13 protein-coding genes are annotated in these 14,268 nt (G+C 63.2%); 5 read left to right on the top strand and 8 right to left on the bottom strand.

Annotated elements, in window-relative coordinates:
* Positions 1-23: 23 nt before the first annotated feature.
* The 8 genes from YUU_RS0132875 to YUU_RS0132835 form a co-directional block, all read right to left on the bottom strand.
* Entirely contained in the window at positions 24-1,001 is a 978-nt protein-coding gene (locus YUU_RS0132875; protein ID WP_027526161.1) for a biotin-dependent carboxyltransferase family protein, read from the bottom strand.
* A complete protein-coding gene (pxpB, locus tag YUU_RS0132870; RefSeq protein WP_027526160.1) occupies positions 998-1,693 on the bottom strand; it encodes a 5-oxoprolinase subunit PxpB in 696 nt (231 codons plus the stop codon). The genes YUU_RS0132875 and pxpB overlap by 4 nt, the downstream gene beginning before the upstream one ends.
* A gap of 196 nt (positions 1,694-1,889) precedes the next feature.
* Positions 1,890-2,984 (bottom strand): ABC transporter ATP-binding protein, encoded by a 1,095-nt coding sequence (locus tag YUU_RS0132865; protein WP_027526159.1) that lies wholly within the window; start codon positions 2,982-2,984, stop codon positions 1,890-1,892.
* An 11-nt stretch (positions 2,985-2,995) separates the two neighbouring features.
* Positions 2,996-4,060, bottom strand: a complete 1,065-nt coding sequence (locus YUU_RS0132860; protein ID WP_035664036.1) for an extracellular solute-binding protein — start codon at positions 4,058-4,060, stop codon at positions 2,996-2,998.
* Positions 4,061-4,088: 28 nt separating this feature from the next.
* Positions 4,089-4,892, bottom strand: a complete 804-nt coding sequence (locus YUU_RS0132855; protein ID WP_027526157.1) for an ABC transporter permease — start codon at positions 4,890-4,892, stop codon at positions 4,089-4,091.
* The gene (locus tag YUU_RS0132850) at positions 4,892-5,818 is read right to left on the bottom strand and encodes an ABC transporter permease (protein ID WP_051390008.1); all 927 of its coding nucleotides are present in this window, start codon (positions 5,816-5,818) and stop codon (positions 4,892-4,894) included. Before YUU_RS0132850 ends, YUU_RS0132855 begins: the two co-directional genes overlap by 1 nt.
* Positions 5,819-6,043: 225 nt before the next feature.
* Positions 6,044-7,246: a pyridoxal phosphate-dependent aminotransferase gene (locus tag YUU_RS0132840; RefSeq protein WP_027526155.1), complete on the bottom strand. Its 1,203-nt coding sequence runs from the start codon at positions 7,244-7,246 to the stop codon at positions 6,044-6,046.
* Positions 7,239-8,042 carry an SDR family oxidoreductase gene (locus YUU_RS0132835; protein ID WP_027526154.1) on the bottom strand — a complete coding sequence of 268 codons (804 nt, stop codon included), beginning with the start codon at positions 8,040-8,042 and terminating at the stop codon, positions 7,239-7,241. The genes YUU_RS0132840 and YUU_RS0132835 overlap by 8 nt, the downstream gene beginning before the upstream one ends.
* A 228-nt stretch (positions 8,043-8,270) precedes the next feature.
* On the opposite strand from YUU_RS0132835, the gene YUU_RS0132830 reads away from it, so the two are divergent.
* From YUU_RS0132830 to YUU_RS0132810, 5 genes are all read left to right on the top strand, one after another.
* On the top strand, positions 8,271-8,963 hold the full coding sequence (locus tag YUU_RS0132830; protein ID WP_027526153.1) for an SDR family NAD(P)-dependent oxidoreductase: 693 nt from the start codon (positions 8,271-8,273) through the stop codon (positions 8,961-8,963).
* Positions 8,964-9,268: 305 nt separating this feature from the next.
* Positions 9,269-10,267 carry a LacI family DNA-binding transcriptional regulator gene (locus YUU_RS0132825; protein ID WP_027526152.1) on the top strand — a complete coding sequence of 333 codons (999 nt, stop codon included), beginning with the start codon at positions 9,269-9,271 and terminating at the stop codon, positions 10,265-10,267.
* Positions 10,268-10,411: 144 nt separating this feature from the next.
* Positions 10,412-11,911, top strand: a complete 1,500-nt coding sequence (locus tag YUU_RS0132820) for a sugar ABC transporter ATP-binding protein (RefSeq protein ID WP_027526151.1) — start codon at positions 10,412-10,414, stop codon at positions 11,909-11,911.
* Positions 11,912-11,961: 50 nt separating this feature from the next.
* Positions 11,962-13,014 carry an ABC transporter permease gene (locus YUU_RS0132815; protein WP_027526150.1) on the top strand — a complete coding sequence of 351 codons (1,053 nt, stop codon included), beginning with the start codon at positions 11,962-11,964 and terminating at the stop codon, positions 13,012-13,014.
* A gap of 99 nt (positions 13,015-13,113) precedes the next feature.
* Positions 13,114-14,214, top strand: coding sequence for a substrate-binding domain-containing protein (locus YUU_RS0132810; protein ID WP_027526149.1), 1,101 nt, complete (start codon positions 13,114-13,116; stop codon positions 14,212-14,214).
* Positions 14,215-14,268 lie beyond the last annotated feature (54 nt).

The raw sequence follows: 14,268 nt of genomic DNA, 5'->3' as shown, positions 1-14,268 counted from the left end.
CTTGTTTGTTGCGGCCGTCCATCTCAAAGTGCGCGATAAAGGTCGGCGGTTGCGCGTAGCCCGGCAAGATAGCTGGTGACGGGTGCCATGGCTGCGACGGCGTCCTGATAGCCGACCTCCTCGAAGGCGATGAATGAGCCCGGCGGCGCCTGGCCGAGCCGCCAGAGATCGGCCTGGATCACGGCGGCAATCTTCGGGTAGCCCCCGGCAGTGTTGGCGTCGCTCATCTGGATGATCGGCTCACCGGCCGGCGGCACTTGCACCACGCCTGCCACCACGCCGTGCGAGCGCATCTCAACCGGTGCGGCCAATGTCAGCTTGCTTCCGGTCAGACGATATCCTCCCCGGTCGCTCCGGGCGCTGATCTTCCACTTCGTCGACCAGAACGTCGCGCGCATCGCCTCCGAAAACAGTATGTGCTCTCCGGCGCGCATGACACGCACACGCAGCACGCGGTCCTCCGCGGGCTCGGAACCGGCAATTGCCATATCAGGCGGCTCGGCGCCGAAGTCGACGTGCTTGGACGCATCATTCCGTGCGCTCCCGGTCGGCACGATATCGCCTGCCTGCAAGGGGCGCCCCTCCAGTCCACCGAAGCCGGCGCGCAGATGCGTACTGCGCGAGCCCAGCACGCGCGGCACGTCGATGCCTCCTTCGAACGCCACATAGACGCGCGCACCGCGCCTTGGCGAGGCGATCGTGAGAATGTCTCCTGCGCTGGCCCGCATGCACCACCAGGGTGGGACGGTCCGGCCGGCGAGCGTCGCGTCGTGATCGGCCCCCGTGAGCGCAAACGCCATGTCTGCCAGAAAGCGCAGGCGGAACGGAAAGGTCTGCACCTCGATGCTCGCGGCATCACCGTCGTTGCCGAGCAGCGCATTTCCGGCTTCGAGCGCGACGGGATCCATCGCGCCGGACGGGCTGACGCCGAAACGGCGCGCGCCGCGACGGCCGAGGTCCTGAATGGTGTTGAAGGCGTGGCTGGCGAGGATCTCGATCACAGCTCAATCCGATCAATTCTGAACCGGACACGGTCGCCTGGCATCATGAGCGACGGCTGCTCCAGCCGGGGATCGAACATCGCTACGGGAGCCCAGCCAATCGCGTTCCAGCCGTTCGGGCTGTCCAGGGCAGCGACGCCGGTCTGCATCCCGCCGATGGTCACCGAGCCCGCGCGCATGTTGAGCGACGGCACGGATTTGCGCGGCATGTAGATGCGTGGATCGAGGCCGTGGAGGTAGCCGAAGCCTGGCGAGCTTGCGATCGCGCAGACCGTGTACTCCCCCTCGCTGTGGATCCTGATCACCTCGCGCTCCAATAAGCCTGCGCGTGCGGCCACTGCCGGCAGGTCGAAGCCGAGTTCGCCGCCATAGACGACTGGAATCTCGATCAGCTTGCCGTCGGCGTTGCGCGGGGCGAGTCGATGCCACAGTTCGATGAGCGACGCTCCCAGCGCGTCGATATCATCCGGTGGCTGCTCGAATGCGAGCATGACGTTGGTGACGCCAACAACGGCTTCCTGAACGTTGGGCCAGGACGAGAGCGCGTCGGCAAGAGCCCAGATCCGTCCCTGCTGAACCAGGTCGAACTCTCCCGGCGCCTCCACCAGCATCGCCAGCGTGCCGATCAGGCTGATCTTCGGATCCTTCTCGAGCACGCCGACGAAGGGAGAGGCATGATGATTGATCGACAAGGGTTACCCCGGAAAACGGCGCACGGCAGAGCGTCGCCATCTTCAATCTAGGTATCCGGCGCGATGCGATCCAAGACGTTATCGCTCTGCCGGTATAGCGGATATCGATCACTGGCGAGGCGGCTCAGTTGCGGACGCGGCCTGACGCGCGTCGACTTGCGTTGCGCGACCCGCCCGCCTCTTGCGCGTCCAAAGGTCAGTGACGCGCGATCACGTGATTGCTCGGTGCATTCCAGCTTGCAACGACTTCCTGGCCGACCGAGTAACGGAAGCCGGACTGCTGCGATTGATTCTGCTCGAATACGATGAGCTGCTCGCCGCTCGCCATCTTCAGATAATAGTGACTGACGAAGCCGCGATAGACGACCTGATCGACACGCGCAGCGACGCTGTTGGGGCGACCCACGGCACCGCTCTGGCCGGCCTCCTCGACGACGATGGCCTCCGGCCTGATCGAGACCATGACGTCGGCGGCCGACGCCGGAACCTCGTCGACCAACAGGCTCAAACCCTGCGACACACGGACGATTGCGCCGTTTCCATTCCGCTGCTCGACCTGGCCCTCGAACAGATTGGAGGCACCAATGAACTTCGCGACGAACTTCGACGTCGGCCGTTGGTAGATCTCGGTTGCGGAGCCGACCTGCTCGAGTTTGCCGTCTCGCATCACCACGATCTGGTCCGCCATTGTCAGGGCTTCGTCCTGATCGTGGGTCACCATGATCGTGGTCAAACCCAGCCGGCGCTGGAGGGCCCGCAACTCCACCTGCATGCTTTCGCGCAGCCCCTTGTCCAGCGCTCCCAGCGGCTCGTCGAGCAGCAGCATCGCCGGCTCGATCACCAGGGCCCGCCCCAGTGCGACGCGCTGCTGCTGGCCACCGGAGAGCTGGGCGGGATACCGCTTCCCGAAGTTCGATAGCTGAACGAGGTTGAGCGCCGAAGCCACTTTCTGCGCGGCCTCCGCCCTGGCGATCCCACGCATCTCGAGGCCGAATGCAATGTTCTCCTCGACGGTGAGATGCGGAAACAGCGCGTAGTTCTGAAACAGCATGCCGACGTTGCGACGATGCACCGGGACGCCGGTCATCCTTTGATTGTTCACGAAGACGTCGCCGGAAGTCGGATGGATCAGGCCGGCGATCATGCGAAGGCAGGTGGTCTTGCCACATCCGCTTGGACCGAGCAGAGCGATCATATGGCCCGGCTCGATCGTCAGGGACACGTTGTCGACCGCGACCATGCGGTTGTATTCCTTGCAGAGGCGTTCAAGCCTGACCTCGGACGACTTCATGGCTGCTCCGCTCAGCTCGTGAACACCTGATTATAGCGCTCCAGCCAGGGGCCGCGGCGCGGAACGATGAACTTCCAGTCCGGCGTGAAGAGCCCGAGATCGGTCGCCTTGGTATCGGGGTACGCGAGGAACTTCGCCGTCTCCGGCTTGAAGTCGATGCCGCTGACCGAAGGCGCGCTGAGCGTCTGCTCGGACAGCATCTTGGCGACCGACGGCTCCAGGATTCGGTTGATGAATGCCGCGCCCAATTCCGGCTCCGGCGCATTCTTGACCAGCGTCATGCTGTTGATGCCCGTGAACGCGCCTTCCTTGGGGAACGTCATGTCGATCGGCATGCCCTTAGCCGTGTGCGGATAGATCGCCTTCGAATATTCGATGCCGCCGATCGTCGCCTGCCCCTGCGCAACCTGGAGCACCTGCGCCTCGCTGTCATAGATCGTGAGAACATTCGGCTTGAGTGCAGCCAGCTTGTCCCAGCCGTTGTCGACGAGATACTGCGCCTCCTTGAGCGGCTTGCCCGTCGCCAGCGATGTTGCGACGATGAGCATGAGCACACTTTGGGTATTCTTGGGCGTGTTCAGGAGAATCTGCTTGCGATATTTCGCATCGAAGATCTGCTCATAGCTCTCGATCGGCTTGGTCACCTGCGGATTGATGAACAGGGCTGCACTGGAGATCGAGAACCCGACTCCGTAGCCCTCCTCGAAGATGTAGCGCGGATATACTTTCGCGAGATTGGGGATCTTGCTCGCGTCGAGCTTGTCGATGAGCCCCTCCTGCTTCGCCTGGGGTATGCCGACATCGTCCATCATCATGACGCTGTACCGCGGCGCGTCACGGGTCGCGCGAAGCGCGGCGATATTGGAGAGCGTCGCCCCCTCGATCGTGAAGACGCGGCATTTGAATTCCGCCTCGAACTTGGGAATGACCTCCTTCTGGATGAGCTTGCCCAGCGCGGAGTTGTAGACGCCGATATGGACCTGCTTGGCATCCTGCGACGATGCCCGGCTGATGATCGTCGGGAATGCAATCGTGGCTGCACCGGCCTTGATGAGAGTCCTACGTGTCACGCTCATGGGTCAAATCTCCATTCAAGAACAAACATCAGGCGGCCAGCGCACGGCGAAGGCCCACCAACTTCTCCAGCAAGAGGACACCGACCATCGCCATCAGGATGATGATCGTCGACATCGCAGGAACGGAAGGATCGAAGACGTTGACCAGTTGCCGCATCAGCACCAGCGGCACGGGCGAATATTCGGAATTGGCGAGCCACATCGTGACCGGATAATTGTCGAACGACACCATGAAGGCGAACAGTCCGCCGGCCGCGACCCCGGATGCAATCTGCGGCAGCGTCACGCGCCAGAAGGTGCGCAGCCGATTGGCCCCCAACGTGCGCGCGGCGTCCTCCAGGTTCTCGTCAACGAGCTGGAGGCTGGTGACGACGGTGCGGATGACGTAGGGCGACGTCACGACGATATGCCCGATCAGCAGGTTCAGCCGCGCATCCTGGGATCCAAGCTTCGTCAGGACCTGAAGAAGGGCCAGGCCCGTCACCAGCGAGGGGAAGATGAGCGGCGACAGCAGAAACCCTTTGATTGCCGCCAGGCCGACGAAGTTTCCGCGCACCAGCGCAAAGGCGGCCGGCACACCGAACAGCAGCGAGCCCGCGGTCGTACCGAGTGCGAGCAGGATGCTGAGCCGCATCGCTTCAAGGAAGTCGCGATCCCCCAGGACCTTGGCGTACCATTTCAGCGTGAAACCTTGCGGTGGGAACGTCACGAAATAGGAGTCGGAGACCGACACCGCCATGACGAGCAGGAGCGGCGCCAGGATGAAGATCATCATGGCGGTTGTGATCGCATAGAGGATGAAGGCGCCGAGGCCTGAGAAGCGCTCGTCCATCAGCTTGCCCTCCGCAGACGGCGGCCTTCGAGAAGCCACATGGAGAAGCCGTTGACCGCAAACACGACGCCAACCAGGATCACCGCGATCGCAGCGCCGAACGGCCAGTCATACACGACGAAGATCTGCTGCTCGATCAGGTTGCCGAGCATGATCGCGGAGGCGCCACCGAGGATCGCCGGAATGACGAAGGATCCGGCGGTGAGTGAAAACACCAGGGTGAAGCCGGCGACGAAACCGGGCATACTCAGCGGCAGTGTCACCCGGAGGAACACTTTCCACCAGGGCGCGCCAAGCATGCGCGCCGCGTCTTCCAGGTTCGGATCGATCTTGCCGAGCGCCGAGGCCAGCGGCAACACCATCATCGGGAAGAACACGTGCAGCGATCCGATGACGACGGCTATCTCCGTGTAGAGGACCGACACCGGCCCGTCGGTGATGTGCAGCGTCATGAGGATCCAGTTCAGCATCCCCTTCGGACCGTTTGCAAGAATGAGCTGCCATCCATAGCCGCGCACGACAACGCTGACGACCAATGGCGCGATGACGATGAGCGTGATGATCCGCGTCACGAGGGGGCGGCTTTTGACCATGACCAACGCGACCGGATAGGCAAGCACTGTTGCAAGCGCCGAGGTGATCACGCTGATCCGCAGCGTGTTCCAGAACACCCGGGAATAGAGATCGACGTTAATCAGCCGCGCGTAGTGCGCGAGCGTAAACGGCCGCCCGATGATCCCCTGGCTGTTCTGGGTCTGGATGCTCGACAGCAGCAGCGTGATCGCGGGATAGAAGAAGAAGTAAGTCAGGAAAAGCAGCAACGGGAGCGCCAGGAGCCCGGCGGGCAAATACAGGCGCCACCGCGATCCCTGCCGGATCTCTGGCTGGGCATCTAATATAGCCACCGCATCGTCGCTGGTGGTCATCGCTGGCCGTCCTCGACTGTGCGATACCAAGGCCTACCCCTCTTTAGATGAAGCTTATGTGTCGACATCCTACGGCACCAAGATTGTCTCGGTTTAGGGCCATTGCAAACGGTTATGACAATCGGTTTGGCATTCTCCGCCCAAACTTCGATCGATGCGCCTGCGGCGGCGACAATGCCGGCGAGCGACAAGGGACCGATCGCTCACCAGTATCCGCTCTCACCGTCAGCGTAAGGCTTCGCAGAAATTCGCGATGCGGCGGCACCCTTCCTTCAAGATCTCGGTGTCGGTCGCGTAGGAAATCCGGAAGTATGGGCTCATTCCATAGGCCCCGCCATGAACGGCTGCGACATGTTGCTCCTCGAGCAGCGCCGAAATGAAGTCGGCGTCGGTGTCCAGTCGCCGCCCTCCTTGCGACGTCTTGCCTATGCAACCAGCGATGTTGGGGAAGACGTAGAACGCGCCCTGCGGCTTGTGGCACGTGATTCCGGGGATCCGATTGAGGAGGGAGACCACCAGATCGCGCCGGTTGCGGTAAATATCGGCGCGCTCTCTCAGAAAATCCTGCGGACCGTCGAGAACGGCGACGGCAGCAGCCTGGCTCAGGGTGCAGATGCCACCGGTCGCCTGACCGTGGACATTGGTCATGGCGGCGATCAGGTCCTTGGGCCCACCGCAATAGCCGACGCGCCAGCCCGTCATGGCGTAGGCCTTGGACGCGCCGTTCACGGTCACGACGCGATTCTTCAACTTGGGCTCAACCTCCGCGATGGTGCAGAACTCGAAACCGTCATAGGTGAGGTGCTCGTAGATGTCGTCGGTAAGGATCCAGACGTCGGGATGCTTCAACATGACATCGGCAATCGCCCGCATCTCGGCGCGGGTGCAGGCCGCGCCGGTCGGATTGTTCGGGAAATTGAGGATCAGCCACTTGGTTTTAGGGGTGATCGCGGCCTCGAGGTCCGCGGCCCGAAGCTTGAACTGGTTGTTCTCCGGACAGGGCACGGCGACGGGTGTTGCCTCGGCGAGGAGCACGATATCCGCATAGGTGATCCAGCCCGGCGCCGGGATGACGACCTCGTCGCCCGGATCGCAGGTGGCAAACAGGGCGTTGAAGATGATCTGCTTGCCACCATTGGCGACCAGTATCTCGTCGAGCGCATAGTCGAGATTGTTCTCGCGTTTGAACTTGCGCTGGACGGCCTTTCGCAGGGCCACGGTTCCAGGCATCGCCGGATATTTTGTATCCCCCACCAGGGCAGCCCGATGCGCGGCCTCGATCGCGTGCGGCGGCGTCGGAAAGTCGGGCTCCCCGGACGACAGGCTGACGATCTGGACGCCCGCATCACGCAGCTCGCGCGCCTTATCCGTCATTGCCGCCGAAGCGGACACCTTCACGGTCTTGAGGCGCGTTGCAAGTTCAGGCATTTGATACTCCGTTTCTCTTCTCTCTTAGCCGCGCGGCTTCGGATCGGCTCGCAAATCCGAGCTCGCCGACGACCTGGAGTGTCGGAACGACCTCCAGCATCGCGACATTCATGCGAGCCGGCGATCCCACGGCGAAAGCAATGGCGTCGGCAATATCTTCAGGCTGAAGCGTCTCGAATGCCCCAATGAAGCGGCTGTCGTCGTCCTCTGCGACGCCCGGATGCTGGAAAATGCTGGTCGCAACCCGACCCGGCGATACTTCGGTGACGCGAACGCGCGTGCCGTAGAGATCGATGCGCAATTGCTGCGACAGCGAATGGATGCCCGCCTTGGTCGCGTGATAGGCGACGGATGAGTTGAACGTCGTTGCATTCTCGCCGAAAGCGTAGTGGCCGGCGATGGACGAGATGTTGACGACGTGGCCGCAGTCACGCTTGGCCATGCCGGGCACGATCAAACGTGTGAGATGCAGGACGGCCCGCAAATTGACGTCGACGAGCGTGTCGACGTCATCAGGCGCAGTGTCCAGGATGTTGCCCCGCCGCGATTGACCGGCGTTGTTGACCAGAATATCGAACGCAGCTGATTGCGCCAGCGCGGTCAAGCTGTCGAGATTACCCACATCCGCCGCGCACACGTGGCAATGCGTCTCGGACGACAACGCCGCCAACCGGACCGCATCACGCCCGACCGCGTAGACGTCGAGCCCCTCGCCCCTCAAGCGACGTACGGTCGCAGCCCCGATGCCTGAGGATGCGCCCGTCACCAACGCCGTTCGATAGTCCGAAAATCCCATCCACACGGCTCTCTTGCGATCGGGAACACTACGTACATGGGAACGCGCACGCATAGAACGGATTCGGTCTGCCCACATAAGGACAGCCGATAACTGAGGCCGGTTCGGCGGCCGACGCCATAAGGGCCACCAATACCGGCAGAGCGAATTTCTCTTACTGGCTGTAAGCGGCGTCCCGTTAGATTCGCGCGGTCCTTTGCTAACCCTTCCCCCTGGAGACAGCCGCACATGCTCGAGGTCAACAATCGGATCGTCATGGTCTCCGGCGCCTCGCGCGGCATCGGAGGCGCCGTCGTCGACCGGCTCGTGGCGTCGGGCTTTCGCGTCTCGGCCGGACTTCGTGATCCCAGCCGTCTCGCGGAGAGCGATAGGGTCATGACACACCGCTACGACGCGGAGAACGCGGAGAGCCCGGTATCATGGGTCAAGGCAACGATCGCGCGATGGGGCGGTGTGGACGCCATCGTCAATGCTGCGGGCATCAATCCCAGGGTTCGCGTGTCCGACGATGGCGAGGATGAGCTGGACGAGATGTGGCGGGTCAACGTCAAAGGTCCGTTGCGCCTCGTCAGGGCCGCCCTTCCCCATCTTGCCGCCTGTGGTCATGGGCGGGTGATCAATCTGGGGTCACTCGCCGGCAAGCGCGTCGGAAGCAATGTCGGCTATGCCATGACCAAATTTGCCGTCGTCGCTCTCACCCACGGTATCCGCCGCGAGGGACGCGCGGCAGGAATCCGGGCCACCGTCATCTGCCCGGGCTATGTCGCCACCGACATGACGCTGAAGGACGACGAGATCCCCCGCCATGAGATGAGCCAGCCGGGCGATATCGCTCGCCTCGTCGAAACCGCCCTCATGCTGCCGAACAACGCCTCCGTTTCCGAACTGCTCGTTCACTGCCAGTTCGAACCGATGCTGTAGCGCATACGGATTGCCGCGTGGCTCGCGTGGCGACACGAACCCCCGCCGTGAGGCGAAGGTAGTTCCGGATGCGTTCGATCTTGCGTGCCGGTTTCCCGCCAATTTGCCTGGAACCCTTTCTACTATCGACCCCATTGCGGTGATTGATATCGATACCATAAACTCGTTCGGCATCGCGGCTGCAGCACCGAAATCCTTCGGCAGAGACGGCTTGCCGGCTTCGATCCCGACTACGTTCACCAAGCAAAGACTGCATTGAGATGAAGCGGACTCAGATCAGGAAGAGCCCAAAGCGGCCGGCGACCATGGCGGAGGTGGCGGCACGGGCCGGGGTTTCCGCAATGACCGTCTCACGTGCGCTGAAGAGCGACGGTGCCGTCTCCGAGGAAACGCGGCGCCGGATCCTCGCGACCGTCGAAGAACTCGGATATGTGCTCGACCTTTCCGCTGGAGCACTTTCCTCGAAACGGACGGGCTTCGTAGCTGTGCTCATCCCCTCGATCAACAACTCCAACTTCTCCGATACCGCTCGCGGCATCACCGAGGCAATCGAAAGCCAAGGGCTCCAGATGCTTCTCGGCTACACCGACTACGACATGGATAAGGAAGAGCAACTCGTGCAGGCCATGCTGACGCGCCGGCCCGACGGGATCATCGTCACCGACGGCCGGCACACGCCAAAGGCGCGCCGGATGCTGCAATCCGCCGGCATTCCGGTGGTCGAGACCTGGGACCTGCCCGCCGATCCGATCGACCATGTCGTCGGCTTCTCCAACGCCGAGGCTTCACGCGCGCTCGTGCACCGGCTTTACCATCAGGGCTACCGCAACATCGCCTTCATCGGCGGCGCGAGCAGGCGCGACACCCGCGGCGCCGACCGCCGGCTCGGTTACAAGCGGGCAGTCGAAGAGCTCGGCCTGCCACCCGGGCGCACCATCTCGTTCGGCAATCCGCCAATCTCGATGGAACAGGGCGGCGAAGCCATCGTCCACCTGATCGAGCAGTGGCCTGATGTGGACGCGGCCGTTTGCGTATCCGACCTCTCTGCCTTTGGCGCGATCATGGAGTGCCACCGCCGCGGCTGGGCGGTACCCGGCCGGATCGCGGTTGCCGGCTTCGGCGACTTCGAAGTTTCGCGCTGCTGCTGGCCGAGGATCACAACTGTCGCCGTCGATTGCCGCAATATCGGGCTAGAGGCAGGCCGCGTCCTGCTCGGCGCCCTCGACGACGTTCGGGAGAAACGAACACCGGGGCCAGAGACATTGATTGTCCCCTTCCAGGTCATTGAACGCGAAAGCACCTGAGCCGCACGGCTTGACAGCTCCCACTAACCGGCTACGATGTTATCGATAACAATAAGCTCGCCATCGTAAAGAGCTCGGCCGCCGGTTGCGGGATCCTCGCAATCGTTCGCGCCCCGGCCGGCGATCGCGGAGGGGGACCTAAGGATGGCGTCGGGTGCGCTGCGCTTTGATGGAATCGTCAAGTCTTTCGGTGGCACGCGCGCACTCAAAGGCGTCAGATTCGGCGTCGAGCGAGGCGAAATCGTCGCCTTGCTCGGCGAGAACGGCGCGGGCAAGTCGACTCTCATCAAGGTGCTCGGCGGTATCCATCGTCCAGATGCCGGAGCGGTGACGATCGCAGGCGAATCCTATCATCATGCCCCGGGTGGCCGTGCCGATCACCAGCCGGTCGCCTTCATCCATCAGGATCTCGGCCTCGTCGAATGGATGACGGTCGCAGAGAATGTCGGGCTGGCCCAGGGTTTTCCGCGGACGCGGCCGTTCGGCCTTATCGACTGGCGCGGCGCCGAGGCGCGCGCAACCAAGGCTCTCGCCCTGGTGGGCTGCGATATCGATCCGACCACGCGGGTATCGAGCCTGTCGCGCACCGAGAAATCGCTCGTCGCCATCGCCCGGGCGCTCGTCGTCAAATGCGATTTCCTCGTGCTCGACGAGCCGACGGCGAGCTTGCCTGCGGATGAGGTGGAGCGGTTGTTTGCAGCGCTGCGGCGCTTGCGCCAGCAAGGCGTCGGGATGATCTACGTGTCGCACCGGCTCGACGAGATCTTCCGCATCGCCGACCGCGTTGTCGTCCTGCGCGATGGCCAGCTTGTCGGTGAGAATGCGATCAGCGAGACCTCACCCGAGGATCTGGTGCGGCAGATCGTCGGCAGGCCGCTGCTCGACATGTTCGAGAAAGCCGCCTGCCACTCCGGCACGACCCGCGTCACGGTGAAAGGATTGATCACCCCGAAGTCCGGGCCGGTCGATTTCGACGTGCGCGAGGGCGAGCTCCTGGGCCTCGTCGGCCTGCGCGGCGCCGGCCAGGAAGAAGTAGGCCGCGCCCTGTTCGGCGCGGTGGCGCATCGCGGCGAGATCCGCATCGACGGCTCGGTGCCGGATCTGTCCAGCCCGGTGACGGCAATGGCTGCTGGCATCGGTCTCGTTGCCCGCGACCGTACAGAGGAATCGATCGCCGCCTCCCTGTCGATCCGGGAGAACGTCTTCCTCAACCCGGGCGCCTCCGGACGCGGCCTGCTCGATGTGCTCGCACCGCGGCGCGAGGCGGAAGAGGCCATCAGGCTCGGCGCCATGGTGGGTTTGCGGCCCAATGATCCGCATCTCGCAATCGAAGGACTTTCAGGCGGCAACCAGCAAAAAGTCGTCGTCGGGCGATGGCTTGCGACGGGCCGCAAGCTGCTCGTGGCCGAAGATCCGACCGCCGGCGTCGATGTCGGCGCCAAGGCGGAGATCTATCGGCTCATCGCGCGCGCCATCGCAGAGGGACTCGCTGTCGTCGTCGTCTCCACCGATTTCGAGGAAGTCGCGCATATCTGCCATCGCGCGCTGGTCTTCAACCGCGGCCGGATCATCACCGAGATCGCCGGAGATGATCTGACGACCGAAGCCCTGATCACCGCCGCCTCGGCCTCCGAGGCCGCGTAAGGGACAATCGCAGGGGCCGACGAGAGGCCCGTCGGGAGGAATGCATGGGAATGAATTCGATCGAGTCGAACGCTCTGGAGCCGACGCGCGCCGATCTCGCCGGCGCTTCGCTGCCGCAGAAGCTCACGCGGCTCCTGCCGGTCTACGGCCTGCCGATCATCACCGTCGCGCTGATCGTCCTGTTCTCGATCCTGTTGCCCAACACGTTTCCAACGCTCCTCAACCTGCGCTCGATCATTTCCGACAAGTCGATCATCGCCATGCTGTCCCTTGCAGCGATGATCCCCATGGCTGCGGGCAAGATCGACCTTACGGTCGGCTATGGCATCGTGCTCTGGCACATCCTGGTGATCAGCCTGCAAACCGCCCTTGGCTTGCCGTGGCCGGCCGCAGTCCTTGTCGTCATCTGCCTCGGCGCCTTCACCGGTCTTCTCAATGGCCTCTTGGTCGAGGTCGCGCGCATCGACAGCTTCATCGCAACACTCGGCACCGGTACGGTGCTCTATGCACTGGCGCTTTGGCACACCGGCGGCCGGCAGGTCGTCGCACTCCTGCCGGAAGGCTTCCTCGCCCTCAACGGGACGATGGTTTTTGGTCTGCCGATCACGGGCTTCTACGTGCTCGTCCTCGCGGTGGCGATGTGGCTCATGTTCGAATATCTGCCAATCGGGCGCTACATCTACGCCATTGGCGCCAACCCCAAGACGGCTGCACTCAACGGCATTCCCGTACAGCGGTTCACTGTCGGCGCGTTCATGGCCTCCGGCGTGCTGACCGCTGTCACTGGTGTTCTGCTCGCCTCAAAGCTGCGCATCGGCCAGGCGAGTGTCGGCCTTGAATATCTCCTGCCCGCTCTCGTCGGCGCCTTTCTCGGTTCGACCACGATCAAGCCCGGTCGCGTCAACGTCTGGGGCACCATGATCGGCGTCGCCGTGCTCGCGGTCGGCATCGCCGGTATCCAGCAATTCGGCGGTTCTTTCTGGGTCGAGCCGCTCTTCAACGGCCTCACGCTGCTCGCCGCGATCGGCATGGCCGGCTACGCGCAGAGAAAGCGCGGCGCCGTTGCCAAGCTGCCGGCCGGAGCACCTGACCGCAAGGCCTGAGGCACGACCAGCCATGGATTTCGTGATCGGCGACAAGCCGACAACAACGAAACGTCCGGCGAGAAACCGGAACGACAATCACACCAAGGAGAACGCTCTATGTTGCATTCGATCCTCCGAACCGGCGCTGTCGTCGCCGGGCTAGCATTCGGTCTTGCTTCCGTCCACGCCGACCCGCTCGCGGACGCGAAAACCTTCGTCGACAAGTATGCGTCCAAAGTTGACAAGTGGGACGGCCCGACCTCCGGTCCGAAGATTGCCAAGAGCAAGACCATCGTTGTGCTTGCCTCGGACATGAAGAACGGCGGCGTTCTCGGTGTCACCAAGGGCATCGAAGAAGCTGCCAAGGCAGCCGGTTGGACCGTGCGCACGCTCGACGGTGCCGGATCGGTCTCCGGCCGCACCGCCGCCTTCGGCCAGGCCATGACGCTGAAGCCCGATGGCCTCGTCATCTGCGGCTTCGACGCGATCGAGCAGAAGCCGGGCATGGAGGCAGCCAAGGCCGCCAAGATCCCGATGGTCTCCTGGCACGCCGCTCCCGTCATCGGCCCAGTACCCGAAGCCGGTGTCTTCGCCAATGTGACGACCGATCCGATGGCCGTCTCCACTGCCGCGGCCAACTGGAGCTTCGTCGACGCCAACGGCAAGCCGGGTGTGATCATCTTCACCGACTCGACCTACGAGATCGCAATTGCCAAGGCCAAGAAGATGAAGGAAGTCATCGAAGCGCTCGGCGGCAAGGTTCTCGAATGGGTCGATACGCCAATCGCCGAGACCTCGACGCGCATGCCGCAGCTGACCACCTCGCTCCTGCAAAAGCATGGTGCCGCCTGGACGCATTCGCTTGCGATCAACGACCTCTACTACGACTTCATGGCCCCCTCCCTCGCTGCGGCCGGCATCAAAGGCACCGGCGCGCCGGTCAACGTGGCCGCAGGCGATGGCTCCGAAAGCGCCTATCAGCGCATCCGTTCCGGCGCTTACCAGGCCGTCACCGTGGCCGAGCCCCTGAACCTGCAAGGATGGCAGCTCGTCGACGAATTGAACCGCGCCATGGCTGGAGAGAAATGGTCGGGATATGTCTCGCCGCTGCATGTGGTGACCAAGACCAACGTCGAATTCGACGGCGGCCCAACCAATACGTTCGACCCGGGCAATGGCTACCGTAACGCCTACAAGAAGGCCTGGGGCTTCGAGTAGGCGTTCCTTCCCTATCCCCGAGCAACCGTGACCGTGCTCACTCGGCGGTCGGTC

Origin of the sequence: Bradyrhizobium sp. Ec3.3, from assembly GCF_000472925.1 — a bacterium.
Lineage (GTDB): Bacteria > Pseudomonadota > Alphaproteobacteria > Rhizobiales > Xanthobacteraceae > Bradyrhizobium.
This window is presented reverse-complemented; position numbering and strand designations above follow the sequence as displayed.